Consider the following 13,293-nt stretch of genomic DNA (forward strand, 5'->3'; position numbering starts at 1 on the left):
GCAGAGTCACGCGGCACCCCGGCAGTGGCCAATTGAGTGAGTCATGAGCGAGCTGTTACTAATTGATGATGATCAAGAGCTGTGCGAACTGCTGAGCAGTTGGCTGAGCCAGGAAGGCTTTCAGGTGCGCGCCTGTCACGACGGGACCAGCGCGCGTCAGGCATTGGCCGACGCCGCCCCCGCTGCCGTGGTACTGGACGTGATGCTGCCCGATGGCAGCGGCCTGGAGTTGCTCAAGCAATTACGTGCCGACCACCCCGACCTGCCAGTGGTCATGCTCTCGGCACGCGGCGAGCCGCTGGACCGCATCCTGGGTCTGGAGCTGGGCGCTGACGATTATCTGGCAAAACCCTGCGACCCTCGTGAACTCACTGCCCGCCTGCGCGCCGTACTGCGCCGCAGTCATCCGGTGGCGTCGTCAAGCCAGCTCGAACTGGGCGACCTGACCTTCAGCCCGATGCGCGGCGTGGTCAGTGTCGACGAAAAGGAACTGACCCTCACGGTGTCCGAAAGCCGCTTGCTGGAAGCATTGATGCGCCAGCCCGGCGAACCGCTGGACAAGCAGGAACTGGCGCAACTGGCCCTGGGCCGCAAGCTGACCCTGTACGACCGTAGTCTGGATATGCACGTCAGCAACCTGCGCAAGAAAATCGGCCCGCACTCCGACGGCCGCCCACGCATCGTCGCGCTGCGCAGCCGCGGCTATTATTATGCTCTTTGAGCAGCTACAAGCCACAAGCTGCAAGCAGAGCGCTTCTGGCTTGAAGCTTGAAGCTTGAAGCTTGAAGCTGACAACTTGCAGCTGCCCATTACCCTTACACAAGCTTTACCAAGCGCTGACTGCGCTTGACCTTGATCTCCCTAAACTGGGCTCATCGGCATCGAGCCGCACTAGAGACAAGGAGATACACAATGCGCAAGACCCTGATCGCTTTGATGTTTGCTACTGCCCTGCCGACCATCGCCATGGCCGCACCACCACCGCCACCTGCCGGTGGCCCGGATGCTGACGGACCTGCCATGCACATGGATCGCGATGACCGCGGCCCTGGCCCACGTATGGACCGCGGCCCTGGCCCGATGGGACCGATGGGTGAGCTGGACCTGACACGTGAACAGCGTCAGCAGATCGAACGTTTGATGCGCGAGCAACGACACGAGCGCCGCGAAATCACCCAAAGCTACCTGGAAAAAATGCCTGCTGCCGACCAGAAAGCAATGCATGACGAAATCGAAGCCAAACGCTCCAAGACCGACAGCGAAGTTCGTGCACTGCTGAGGCCTGACCAGCAGAAGCAGTTTGACGAAATCAAGAAGAAAGAAGATGAACGTCGCGCCGAATGGGCCGAGTTCAAGGCCTGGAAAGCGGCAAAAGCAGCAAAAGCGCTGTAAACATCAGGCCTCGCGGCCCGATGAGTTGAACACAACCCGGCATGCGCACGCATGCCGGGCTTTTTTACTGAGACCGAGGAAATCCCGTGCGTTCATTGTTCTGGCGAATCCTGGCCAGCTTCTGGCTGGCCATCGCTCTGGTAGGCGGCCTGTCGGTGCTCATGGGGCATATGCTCAATCAGGATGCGTGGATCCTCAGTCGTCACCCGGTGCTCAACTCGTTGCCCGAACAGTGGACACAACGCTTCGAGGACAAGGGAGCGGATAACGCTCAGGAATTTCTTCAGGACATCAAACGACGCAATCGTATCGACACTCAAGTGCTCAGCGAAAGCGGCGAGCCCATGGTGCGTGGCACCTTCCCGCCGCGCGCCGCCGCCCTGGAAGCACGGCAGCGGGAAGACGACGAGCAGGGGCGCAAACTGCCCTGGCGCCGTCTGGCCACCGAGTACAGCAGCCCGAAGACCGGCGAAACCTACCTGTTCATCTACCGCGTTCCGCACCCGGAGCTCGACGAGTGGCACCGTCAGAGTCTGATGTGGCCATTGAGCGCGCTGGGCATTGCACTGGTGGTCCTGACCCTGTTCAGCCTGTTCGTGACGCTGTCGATTACCCGACCGCTGAGTCGCCTGCGCGGCGCAGTGCACGATCTGGGGCAAACCAGCTATCAACAGCACAGCCTCGGACAACTGGCCAACCGGCGTGATGAGTTCGGCGTGCTGGCCAAGGACTTCAACCGCATGGGTGCGCGCCTGCAAAGCCTGATTGGCAGCCAGCGCCAGTTGCTGCGCGATGTGTCTCATGAACTGCGCTCGCCGCTGGCCCGGTTGCGCATCGCCCTTGCGTTGGCTGAACGTGCGGAGCCTGCCGAGCGTGAAAAGCTTTGGCCACGGCTGGGCCGTGAATGTGACCGACTGGAGGCGCTGATCAGCGAGATCCTGGCCCTGGCACGCCTCGACGCAGAGCTTCGCGGCCCGGAGCCCGTCGACCTCGAAGCGCTGCTGCAGCGCTTGAAGAGCGACACACAGCTGGACGGTGTCGAGCAGAATATTCACATTGATGTGCAGGACAACCTGCAGTTCAAAGGCTGGCCGGACATGATCGAACGGGCGCTGGACAACCTGCTGCGCAACGCGCTGCGCTTCAACCCGAGCGGCCAGCGCATCGATCTGCAGGCAACTCAGGTCGGCGATCACATCCGTCTGAGCGTTCGCGATCATGGCCCGGGCGTTGCCGACGAACACCTGACGCAACTGGGCGAGCCGTTTTACCGAGCCCCCGGCCAGACCACCCCGGGTCACGGCTTGGGACTGGCGATCGCCAAACGCGCAGCGGAACGACATGGCGGCACTCTTATGCTGGGCAATCACCCGGACGGCGGGTTTATCGCCACACTGGATCTGCCCAGAGAGCCGCTCAGTTCGTCGGCTGTCTGATCAGCCCTGCCACTCGCTGACAAACCCGCCCACATCGACTTTTGGTGCTTCGCGCGGCGGGTTCAGCGGGGTGCCCAGGTACAGAAAGCCGAGCACTTCTTCGCCGGCTTCAAGGCCGAAGCCCTTGGCTACCTGTGGCGCATAGGACAGCTCGCCAGTCCTCCAGACCGCACCGATACCCAGTGCATACGCTGCCAGCAACACGCCATGGGCGGCGCATCCGGCGGTGATCCGTTGTTCCGAGTGCGGGACTTTGAAGTGGTCCTGCAAGCGCGCGATCACGACCACCACCAAAGGTGCGCGCAATGGGCCAAGACGGGCCTTTTCCAGCGCCTGCGGGGTCACTTCAGCACCACTCTCCTGCAGCGAATGCGCCAGCATCTCGCCCATGCGCTCACGGGCCGCGCCTTCAACCGTCAGAAAACGATACGGCTTGAGCTGTCCATGATCCGGCGCGCGCAATGCAGCACCGAACAGGATTTCCCGCTGCGCAGCGTCCGGGGCCGGGTCGACCAGTCGTGGAACCGATACACGATTGAGCAAAACGTCGAGCGCCTGCATGGACTGTCTCCTTGAAAAGTGATCGAGCATTCTAGAGCCTGTTTAGCGTCAATAACGAGTGCGACGCACAATTCGTTACCTCTGCGCTTGCAGACGCTCCTCGGCCGCGCCGGTTTACATGCCTTCAAGCGCAGGTAGAATGGCGCCTTTCCTCACACCAGCCAGAGCCTGTCATGTCGTTGCCGACCTTGCGTATCATCGGTTTCATTATCGGCATCTTCCTGATCACCCTGGCTGTCGCCATGATCGTGCCCATGGCCACGCTGGTCATCTACGACCGTTTCGAAGATCTGCGCGAGTTTCTCTGGGCCAGCGCCATCACCTTTATCGCCGGTCTGGCGCTGGTGGTGCCCGGACGCCCCGACAACGTTCAGTTGCGCCCTCGGGACATGTACATGCTGACCGTCTCCAGCTGGATTGTGGTGTGCATTTTCGCCGCCCTGCCCTTTCTGCTGACCCAGCACATCAGTTACACCGACTCGTTCTTCGAGAGCATGTCCGGCATCACGGCCACCGGCTCGACAGTACTCAGCCATCTGGACAGCATGTCGCCGGGCATTCTGATCTGGCGCTCAATGCTGCACTGGCTGGGCGGTATCGGCTTCATCGGTATGGCCGTGGCGATTCTGCCCCTGCTGCGCATCGGCGGCATGCGTCTGTTTCAGACCGAGTCCTCGGACCGCTCGGAAAAGGTCATGCCCCGCTCGCACATGGTGGCCAAGTTCATCGTGCTCGCCTATGTCGGCTTTACCGCGCTGGGCAGTCTGGCTTTCTGGGCGGCGGGCATGAGTCTGTTCGACGCGATCAACCATGCGATGTCGGCGATTTCCACAGGCGGCTTCTCCACCTCCGACCAGTCGTTGGCCAAATGGCCGCAACCGGCGGTGCATTGGGTGGCGATCGTGGTGATGATCCTCGGCAGCCTGCCCTTTACCCTGTATGTCGCGACATTGCGTGGCAACCGCAAGGCGTTGATCAAGGATGAGCAGGTTCAGGGCCTGATCGGGCTGCTGTTGATCACTTGGCTGGTCATGACGGTCTGGTACGCCAATACCACGGACCTGCCGTGGACCGAGGCGCTGCGCCATGTCGCGCTGAACGTGACCTCGGTGGTGACGACGACGGGTTTTGCACTGGGTGACTACAGCCTGTGGGGTAATTTCTCGCTGATGCTGTTCTTTTATCTGGGCTTTATCGGCGGCTGTTCTGGCTCGACAGCCGGCGGAGTGAAGATCTTCCGTTTTCAGGTGGCCTACATTCTGCTCAAGACCAACCTCAATCAACTGATCCATCCGCGCGCGGTGATGAAGCAGAAATACAATGGCCATAGGCTGGACGATGAGATCGTGCGCTCGATCCTGACCTTTTCGTTTTTCTTCACGATCACTATCTGTCTGATCGCGCTGATGCTGTCGCTGCTCGGGCTGGACTGGATGACGGCGCTGACCGGCGCTGCCAGTACGGTATCGGGTGTAGGGCCAGGGCTGGGTGAGGTCATCGGGCCGGCGGGTAATTTCTCTACCCTGCCGGATGCGGCCAAATGGATTCTGTCCGGCGGCATGCTGCTTGGCCGTCTGGAAATCATTACTGTGCTGGTGCTCTGTGTACCGGCATTCTGGCGGCATTGAGGCCTGGCAGAGGCCGCGGGTAAGGCATGACGGTGTTTCGCATCTTGGATTTGTAACGCGGAACGTCACGAACTGCGTGCCAACGCAGAGCATTGGCACGATAGTCGTAAACATGAGCACGACTCGAATGCTCCACATCGGCACGACAGTCGGCTAAATTTGTGTATAACAATAAGAACCCACACGAGGACAGGCACCGTGGATACCATCAGGCGTTTTTCGAGCTTTGCCGAGTTCTATCCTTTCTATCTTGCCGAGCACAGCAGCGCTACCAGCCGGCGTCTGCATTTTGTCGGTACGTCTCTGGTGATTTTCCTGCTGGCGTTTGGTGTGGGCAGCGGCCGCTGGGGGTTGTTGTGGTTGTTGCCGGTTGCGGGTTACGGCTTCGCGTGGGCCGGGCATTTCTTCTTCGAGAAGAACCGCCCGGCCACGTTCAAGCATCCGTTTTACAGTCTGCTCGGCGACTTCGTGATGTATCGCGACATGCTCTTGGGCAAGGTGCCGTTCTAGGCCGGTTGCTTCAGGCAAGCGTTTCGCTGGCGGGTTCTTCGACCGCAACCTGTTGCGCCTTCAAATGCGCATCCGCCAGACGGAACAGTTCGATGTTGCCGTCCAGGTGTTCGATCAGGGCGGTACAGGATTCGACCCAGTCGCCGCAGTTGAGATATTCCACGCCGCCCACCTGGCGAATTTCCGCATGGTGGATGTGCCCGCAGACCACGCCGTCCAGCCCGCGCTTCACGCATTCGTGGGCGATGGCTTCTTCAAAATCGCTGATGAAATTCACCGCACTCTTGACCTTGTGCTTGAGGTACGCCGACAGCGACCAGTAGCCATAGCCGTACTTGGCGCGCCAGTGGTTGAGCCAGCGGTTGAGGGTCAGGGTGAATTCATAGGCCGAGTCGCCCAGAAAGGCCAGCCAGCGGTGGTATCGGGTGATCACGTCGAACTGGTCGCCGTGAATGACCAGAAAACGACGTCCATCGGCCGTCACGTGTTCGACTTCGTCTACCAACTGGATGTTGCCCAGCACCAGCTTGGAGTAACGGCGCAGGAATTCATCGTGATTGCCGGTGACGTAAATGACTTCGGTGCCGCGCTTGCTCATGGTCAGCAAGCGGCGAATCACGTTGGTGTGTGCTTGTGGCCAGTACATGCCGCCGCGCAGTTTCCAGCCATCGATGATGTCGCCGACCAGGTACACCTTGTCAGCCTGATAGCGCTTGAGAAAAGCGGAAAGGTGCTCGGCCTGGCAATCACGTGTGCCCAGATGAACGTCGGAAATCCACAAGGTGCGCACGCGCTGTTTGCGGCTGGGTGTGGCGAGCTGAGCACTGGTCATGTGAAGACCTCCGGCAGGGTTTCCAGAAGAGTGGAGCATGCCGGTTAACCGAATGTGACACGTGCGTGGCGATGTCGTGACAGTTGCCCTGTATTACTGAGGGTCTGCCGGAGTATGGCGGTCGTTGTGGCCCAGGTCGCGGGCCGGATCGATCTGGTCACGCAGCCGCTGCTTGAGCACCTTGGCTTCGGGAAAGCCGCCATCGGCCTTGCGTTCCCAGAGTTGTACGCCGTCACAGGTAATACGGAACACGCCGCCGGTGCCTGGCTGCAGCGAGACTTTACCCAGATCATCACTGAATGTGCTCAGCAGTTCCTGGGCCAGCCAGGCGGCGCGCAATAGCCACTGGCATTGAATGCAATAGGTGATGATGACTTCAGGCTTTTCGACAGACATGGGCGTCCCCTTCGGAAATTCAGACGACCATGATACGCAGCGTGCGCCGAATCAACGAGCGTTGGCAAAGCGGCGCAGTGCGCTGAGCGTTACGTCCTGCTCCGGTGCTTGCGGAGCGGTATCGGCAGCTGCGTTCACCTTGACGCCCAGCAAGCCCAGCAAGCGGCTTCGAATCAGTTGGAACCCGGCCTGCCCGCTGTCGCGCTGACGCGGCAGGTCGACGCGGATGTCGTCGGCAATCTTGCCGTCGGCCAGCACGATGACCCGGTCAGCGAGCAGGATCGCCTCATCGACATCATGCGTCACCAGCAGCACCGCCGGGGTGTGTTTGCGCCACAGGTCGATGATCAGTTGATGCATGCGAATGCGCGTCAACGCATCGAGTGCGGCAAAAGGCTCGTCGAGCAACAACAGTTTTGGCTCACGGACTAGCCCCCGCGCCAGCGCCACACGCTGCGCTTCGCCACCGGACAAGGTGGCCGGAAAGGCATTCAGCCGATGCGCCAGGCCAACTTCGGTCAATGCCGCTTCAGCCCGAGCCTTGGCATCGTTGATGCGCAGGCCGAGAACCACGTTTTTCCACGCGTTTTTCCACGGCATCAGGCGCGGCTCTTGAAAAACCGCCGCACGCGCGACCGGCACACGGAGCTCACCGCTGTCGATCTCGTCCAGCCCGGCCAGAGTGCGCAGCAAGGTGGTCTTGCCGGAGCCACTGGCCCCGAGCAAGGCGACAAATTCGCCCGGAGCAATATCCAGATTCAGCCCGTCGATGACCCGTTGCCGACCAAACTGGCGCACCACGTCGCGCAGTTGTACAGGCGCCTGCCCCGCTTGGGGGACGACGAATGGAGTGTTGCGCAGATCAGGAGTCGCCATGTGTTCAATGCCTCACGAAGGTCGGTCGCCAAGCCAGCGCATAGCGCTCCAGCGTGCGAATGATGGCGTCGATCACCAGGCCAAGGACGCTGTAGATCAACAGGCAGATAACGATTACATCAGTGCGCATGAAGTCCCGCGCATCACTGGCCAGATAACCGATGCCAGCGGTGGTGTTGATTTGCTCGACAAAGACCAGGGCCAGCCACGAAATACCCAGTGAATAGCGCAGCCCGACAAAAAACGCAGGCAACGAGCCGGGCAGGATGACGTGCCAGATCAGCTCGCGGCGGCTCAAGCCGAGCGTATTGGCAGCCTCAATGAGTTTCGGGTCGATATTGCGGATGCCGGAAAACAGGTTCAGGTACACCGGAAAGGTGGTGCCCATGACGATCAGCGCCACTTTGGTGAACTCGCCAATGCCGAACCAGAGGATGAACAGTGGCACCAGTGCCAGCGAGGGAATGGTGCGCAACATCTGCATGGGCGAGTCGAGAACGATTTCGCCGCGTCGGGAAAGCCCGGTCACCAGCGCAGCGACCACGCCGATGCTGACGCCAATGCTCAAGCCCAACAGTGCCCGTTGCAACGAAACCCACAAGTGGTGGGCCAGTTCGCCCGAAACGATCATCGACCAGAGCGTACCGCCGATCTGCGACGGCGCGGCAATCACGCGGACTGGCAGCAGACCGGTTTGTGAGGCCAGCTCCCAGAGCAGCAACAGCACCAGCGGGCTGAGCAGACGCAAGACAAAACCCGGCACTTGCCAGCGCGGGCGAACCGATTGCGAGATGCGGCTCTGTTCGGGTTTGTTGACCACCAGAAAACCGGGTTCTGCGAGGTTCAGCGTTGTGTCAGACATGGGCACATCCTTCCTGGACAAACCGGGCAGGACGCACCCGATACATTATGAGGGCAATGCTATTAGCATAAGAACGCTGCGTGAAATTCGATTTAGACCTAAGCTAATAGTCAGAATATTTGATCAAACAAATAAATATAATGCATATTTTTTATAATTAACTTAGACCGAAATCGAATTTCACAGCGTCTGCCCCTTGCCCTTATGGTGCCTCTCGACAAGGTCGAACGGACCTCAACCATTGGCAGGAGTTTTCATGAGCATCGAATTCATTGGCTATATCGCCACGCAACCCGGTTCTGAAATTCACCCGCGCAGCGGCGCGGCCATCCAGCCCGACTACGTGAAGACCGTGGCCAAGGCTCATGAAGATGCCGGTTTTGATCGCGCGCTTATTGCCTACCACTCCAACAGCCCGGACAGCACGCTGGTCGCAGCGCATGCCGCCAGCGTCACCACCAAACTGAAGTTTCTGGTCGCCCATCGCCCCGGCTTCATCGCGCCCACGGTGGCCGCACGGCAGTTCGCGACGCTGGACGTGTTCAATGGCGGCCGCACTGCCGTGCATATCATCACCGGCGGTGACGACAAGGAACTGCGCGCCGACGGCAGCCATATCGGCAAGGACGATCGATACGCACGCAGCGACGAATACCTCAGCGTGGTGCGTCAGGAATGGACCAGCGACAAGCCGTTCGATCATAACGGCACCTACTACCAGCTTGAGGGTGCGCACTCGTTGGTCAAATCCCCACAGCAGCCACATATCCCTCTGTACTTCGGTGGTTCCTCGGCGGCGGCAATTGCTGTGGCGGGTAAACACGCCGATGTTTATGCATTGTGGGGCGAGACATACGAGCAGGTGCGTGACGTGGTGAAACAGGTCCGCGCCGAAGCCGCCAAACATGGGCGGACCATTCGTTTCAGCCTGTCATTGCGTCCGATTCTGGCAGAGACCGAGGAACAGGCCTGGGCACGTGCCGACAGTATTCTGGAAAAGGCCAAGGCCCTGGCAGACCGCAACGGCTTTGTACGTCGCGAACCGCCGAATGAAGGATCACGCCGCCTGCTGGCCGCTGCTGCACAAGGATCGCGCCTGGACAAGCGCCTGTGGACAGGCATCGCCGGCCTGCTCGGCGCACAGGGCAACTCGACCTCGCTGGTTGGCACCCCGGAACAGGTCGCTGAAGCGCTGCTGGACTACTACGATCTGGGGATTACCACCTTCCTGATTCGCGGCTTCGATCCACTGGAAGATGCCATCGACTACGGCAAGAAGCTTATCCCGCTGACCCGCGCATTGGTGGCGCAACGTGAACAGCAGGCTCGCGAACAGGTCGCCTGATTCAACCTATATCCTGCGGGCCGGTCTGACGCCCAACGCCAGACCGCCTGCCCGCAATGCGCTGTTCAGGCGGCTGCCGAGACCGGCTTGAGCGACCGAGCCACCAGTGTGCCAAAGGCTTCCACCGGCGCTTGCAGGTTACCGAGAAAGCGCGGGTAGAACAGCCACAAGTCCATTACCGGCTTGAAGTCCTTGAGCAGCAGCGCCACCAACTGCTCGCGGTGCGCGCTGCGTTCCAGCAGCGGATGGGGCACCAGGCCAAGCCCCATGCCGTCGGCCACCAGCCCGAGTTGCAGCTCGGTGCCGAAAGTTTCCAGATTGACCTTCATGCTCAAGCCCTGATCGGTCAGCGTGCGCTGCAAGCCTGCACGAAAACCGCAGCCGTCCGGATTAAGCACCCAGCCCTGCTCATAACAATCCGCCAGCTTGCCGGGCTTTTTCGGGGCCAGCCCCTTGGCGCAGACCACCACCAGCTCCATCTTGCCAATCGACTGACCAATGATGTTGTCTGGAAATATCTTGCCTGCCGGAAACAGCGCAGCCGCTGCATCCAGCTCGCCGTTTTCGATCTTGCCGATCAGGTGGCTGCCCCAACCGGTGCTGACCTGGGCGCGCAGATCGGGAAACTCCCCACGCAATTGCTTGAGCGCATCGAGCAGCACCACGTCACCGATGGTTTGCGGCACGCCCAGACGCAACAGACCGCTGGGCGGCGTGTCACTGGCCACCAGCTCGCGCAACGAATCCATCTCGCGCAGGATCGCCAGGCACTTCTGGTACACCTGAAGACCCATCGGAGTCGGCTTGAGCGGTTTGGTATTGCGGTCGAACAGCTCGACCCCGAGGGCTTGCTCGAAATTCTGCACCCGACGCGTGATGGCGGGCTGGGTCAGGTCCAGCGATTCAGCGGCGTGGCTGATCGACTGGCAGCGGATGACTGCAACGAACGCATCGATATCATCAATTTTCATTCGGACCGCACATAAAAAAGAGATTAAACATAGGCAAAAAGCATAGTACCAGCAGGCGCTCATGGATAGCCCGAGCGTAGATTTCGCGGATTACGACAAACAAGTAACAGACGTTTTCGTTATAACCTAATCATTAAAAAATAGCATATTAAATATGTATATTATGCTTATATCGAACCATTCCCTGACTTTGATCTGGAAATGGACATGACTCAGAACCGACACCCCGAGCGACTCGGGGCCTTTATCGATGCACTCACCGAACTGCTTGGCAGCGAGCCGCATGAAGGCGATCTGTTGCGCCGCGGCGGCAAGCTGCTGGCGCAACTGGTCAGCCACGATGACTGGCTGGCAGAAGAATTTACCGTACCCGACGCCAACCGCTATCAGCAATTTCTGCTGCATGCCGATCCACAGCAGCGTTTTTCGGTAGTCAGTTTCGTCTGGGGGCCTGGCCAACGCACACCTATTCACGACCACCGCGTGTGGGGGCTGATCGGCATGCTGCGCGGCGCGGAAGATTCCCAGGGCTACCTTCGCAACGCGCAAGGGCACCTGGAAACCAGCGGCCCGGCGATTCGCCTGCAACCCGGCCAGGTCGAGGCGTTGTCACCGCACAGCAATGATGTCCATCAGGTCAGCAACGCCTTCAACGATCAGGTGTCGATCAGCATCCACGTTTACGGCGCCGATATCGGCACTGTGAAGCGTGCGGTCTATGACCTCGACGGCACCGAAAAACTGTTCATCTCCGGCTATTCGAACGCCACCGCCACCGCCCATCAGGATCAGCCAACAGGGAGCCCGACCCCATGACCACACCTGCCACCCGATCATTCGCCGACATTCGCCAGGCCTTGCTGGACCGCCAGGAGCTGGCCTTGGTAGATGTCCGCGAAGAGGCCCCCTTTGCCCAGGCTCATCCGCTGTTTGCCGTGAACATCCCGCTGTCGAAGCTGGAGCTGGAGATTTTCTCCCGCATCCCGCGACGCGACACGGCCGTGACCCTTTACGACGATGGCGAAGGTCTGGCGCAGATCGCCCTGCAGCGCCTGCAGACACTGGGCTACAGCGACGTGAAACTGCTCGACGGCGGCCTCCAGGGCTGGCGCGCGGCTGGCGGCGAGCTGTTCATCGACGTGAATGTGCCGAGCAAGGCGTTTGGCGAGCTGGTGGAGCATCACCGCGCCACCCCGTCGCTGGCCGCAGAAGAGGTCAAGCGCCTGATCGACAGCAATGCCGACGTGGTGGTGCTCGATGCCCGGCGCTATGACGAATACCAGACCATGAGCATTCCAGGCGGCATCAGCGTACCGGGCGCCGAACTGGTGCTGCGGGCACGTGAGCTGGCACCGGATCCCACTACTCGAATCATCGTCAATTGTGCGGGTCGCACGCGCAGCATCATCGGCACCCAGTCGCTGGTCAACGCGGGCCTGCCCAATCCGATCAACGCACTGCGCAATGGCACCATTGGCTGGCTGCTGGCCGGCCAGACGCTGGACCATGGCCAGAACCGGCGTTTTGCGGCAGTCAGTGAAGAGACCCGCGAAACCGCCAGTGCCGATGCGCGCCAGGTGGCCGATCGAGCCAAGGTCAAACGAGCCAGCCGTGCTGATCTGCAACGCTGGCAAGCCGAGGCTTCACGTACCACTTACCTGTTCGATGTACGTACCCCGGAAGAGTTTGCCAAAGGCCACCTGCCCGGCGCGCGTTCCACACCGGGTGGGCAACTGGTGCAGGAAACCGATCATTTCGCCAGCGTCCGCGGTGCGCGAATCGCGCTGCTGGACGACGACGGCGTGCGCGCCAACATGTCGGCCTCCTGGCTGGCGCAGTTGGGCTGGGACGCGTCGGTGATTGATGACCTGGAGGCAGCGGATTTCAGCGAACAGGGCGACTGGGACGCGCCCTTCCCGACGCCGCCGCAGGTCGAGGCGATCAGCGTCGAGACCCTTACTCAATGGCAGAAACAGGTAAACGTGGCGGTGCTGGATTTCACCGCCAGCGCCAACTATGTCAAACAGCATATCCCCGGTGCCTGGTGGACCTTGCGTGCCGACCTGAAGCAGGTGCTGGGCAAGCTGCCGGCAGCTGACCGCTATGTCTTGACCTGCGGCAGCAGCCGTCTGGCGCGCTTTGCCGTGGCCGACCTGGAAGCGTTGACCGACAAGCCGGTGTTTCTGCTCGAAGGCGGCACCGCCAGCTGGATCAAGGCCTGCCTGCCGCTGGAGCACGGCGAAAGCCGACTGGCCTCGCCACGCATCGATCGCTACCGCCGCCCGTACGAAGGCACCGACGCACCGCGCGAAGCCATGCAGGCGTATCTGGACTGGGAATTCGGCCTGGTGGAGCAGCTGGGACGTGACGGAACACACGGGTTTTACGTGATTTGATGCCGTTGAGTACACCGCGCAGCGCATTGGCACAAGCGCCAAGTGGGAGCGAGCTTGCTCGCGAAGAGGGCGCTACATTCAGTGCATT

General features: G+C 60.6%; 14 protein-coding genes. 8 read left to right on the forward strand and 6 right to left on the reverse strand.

Annotated elements, in window-relative coordinates:
• Positions 1 to 43 precede the first annotated feature (43 nt).
• The 3 genes from JOE39_RS11850 to JOE39_RS11860 all read left to right on the forward strand — a co-directional run bounded on the left by JOE39_RS11850 (position 44) and on the right by JOE39_RS11860 (position 2,828).
• Positions 44 to 721, forward strand: a complete 678-nt coding sequence (locus tag JOE39_RS11850; protein WP_003424789.1) for a response regulator transcription factor — start codon at positions 44 to 46, stop codon at positions 719 to 721.
• Between the two features lie 191 nt (positions 722 to 912).
• The gene (locus JOE39_RS11855) at positions 913 to 1,392 is read left to right on the forward strand and encodes a Spy/CpxP family protein refolding chaperone (RefSeq protein ID WP_210077335.1); all 480 of its coding nucleotides are present in this window, start codon (positions 913 to 915) and stop codon (positions 1,390 to 1,392) included.
• An 86-nt stretch (positions 1,393 to 1,478) separates the two neighbouring features.
• Positions 1,479 to 2,828 carry a HAMP domain-containing sensor histidine kinase gene (locus tag JOE39_RS11860; RefSeq protein ID WP_032661218.1) on the forward strand — a complete coding sequence of 450 codons (1,350 nt, stop codon included), beginning with the start codon at positions 1,479 to 1,481 and terminating at the stop codon, positions 2,826 to 2,828.
• On the opposite strand, the gene JOE39_RS11865 is transcribed toward JOE39_RS11860, so the two are convergent.
• On the reverse strand, positions 2,829 to 3,389 hold the full coding sequence (locus tag JOE39_RS11865; protein WP_210077332.1) for a nitroreductase family protein: 561 nt from the start codon (positions 3,387 to 3,389) through the stop codon (positions 2,829 to 2,831).
• 173 nt (positions 3,390 to 3,562) lie between these two features.
• Here JOE39_RS11865 and JOE39_RS11870 point away from each other — a divergent pair, with 173 nt between their 5' ends.
• Positions 3,563 to 5,017 (forward strand): TrkH family potassium uptake protein, encoded by a 1,455-nt coding sequence (locus JOE39_RS11870; RefSeq protein ID WP_003314706.1) that lies wholly within the window; start codon positions 3,563 to 3,565, stop codon positions 5,015 to 5,017.
• Positions 5,018 to 5,215: 198 nt separating this feature from the next.
• Positions 5,216 to 5,527, forward strand: a complete 312-nt coding sequence (locus JOE39_RS11875) for a DUF962 domain-containing protein (protein WP_003393857.1) — start codon at positions 5,216 to 5,218, stop codon at positions 5,525 to 5,527.
• Positions 5,528 to 5,537: 10 nt separating this feature from the next.
• On the opposite strand, the gene JOE39_RS11880 is transcribed toward JOE39_RS11875, so the two are convergent.
• From JOE39_RS11880 to JOE39_RS11895, 4 genes are all read right to left on the reverse strand, one after another.
• Complete coding sequence (locus JOE39_RS11880; RefSeq protein ID WP_003342638.1) at positions 5,538 to 6,359, reverse strand: UDP-2,3-diacylglucosamine diphosphatase; 822 nt, start codon at positions 6,357 to 6,359, stop codon at positions 5,538 to 5,540.
• 93 nt (positions 6,360 to 6,452) lie between these two features.
• Positions 6,453 to 6,755, reverse strand: coding sequence for a SelT/SelW/SelH family protein (locus JOE39_RS11885; RefSeq protein ID WP_003314703.1), 303 nt, complete (start codon positions 6,753 to 6,755; stop codon positions 6,453 to 6,455).
• A gap of 51 nt (positions 6,756 to 6,806) precedes the next feature.
• Complete coding sequence (locus JOE39_RS11890) at positions 6,807 to 7,631, reverse strand: ABC transporter ATP-binding protein (RefSeq protein ID WP_032661217.1); 825 nt, start codon at positions 7,629 to 7,631, stop codon at positions 6,807 to 6,809.
• Positions 7,632 to 7,635: 4 nt separating this feature from the next.
• Positions 7,636 to 8,493: an ABC transporter permease subunit gene (locus tag JOE39_RS11895; RefSeq protein ID WP_003418024.1), complete on the reverse strand. Its 858-nt coding sequence runs from the start codon at positions 8,491 to 8,493 to the stop codon at positions 7,636 to 7,638.
• Between the two features lie 256 nt (positions 8,494 to 8,749).
• Between JOE39_RS11895 and JOE39_RS11900 the strand changes: the two genes are divergently transcribed.
• On the forward strand, positions 8,750 to 9,838 hold the full coding sequence (locus JOE39_RS11900; RefSeq protein ID WP_032661216.1) for an LLM class flavin-dependent oxidoreductase: 1,089 nt from the start codon (positions 8,750 to 8,752) through the stop codon (positions 9,836 to 9,838).
• A gap of 65 nt (positions 9,839 to 9,903) precedes the next feature.
• On the opposite strand, the gene JOE39_RS11905 is transcribed toward JOE39_RS11900, so the two are convergent.
• Positions 9,904 to 10,809: a LysR family transcriptional regulator gene (locus JOE39_RS11905; protein WP_032661215.1), complete on the reverse strand. Its 906-nt coding sequence runs from the start codon at positions 10,807 to 10,809 to the stop codon at positions 9,904 to 9,906.
• A gap of 207 nt (positions 10,810 to 11,016) precedes the next feature.
• On the opposite strand from JOE39_RS11905, the gene JOE39_RS11910 reads away from it, so the two are divergent.
• Entirely contained in the window at positions 11,017 to 11,625 is a 609-nt protein-coding gene (locus tag JOE39_RS11910; protein WP_032661213.1) for a cysteine dioxygenase, read from the forward strand.
• Positions 11,622 to 13,205 carry a rhodanese-related sulfurtransferase gene (locus JOE39_RS11915; RefSeq protein WP_032661211.1) on the forward strand — a complete coding sequence of 528 codons (1,584 nt, stop codon included), beginning with the start codon at positions 11,622 to 11,624 and terminating at the stop codon, positions 13,203 to 13,205. Before JOE39_RS11910 ends, JOE39_RS11915 begins: the two co-directional genes overlap by 4 nt.
• The last annotated feature ends 88 nt before the right edge of the window (positions 13,206 to 13,293 follow it).

The sequence above is a fragment of the Pseudomonas sp. PvP100 genome (assembly GCF_017833055.1).
Classification (GTDB): Bacteria; Pseudomonadota; Gammaproteobacteria; order Pseudomonadales; family Pseudomonadaceae; genus Aquipseudomonas; species Aquipseudomonas syringae.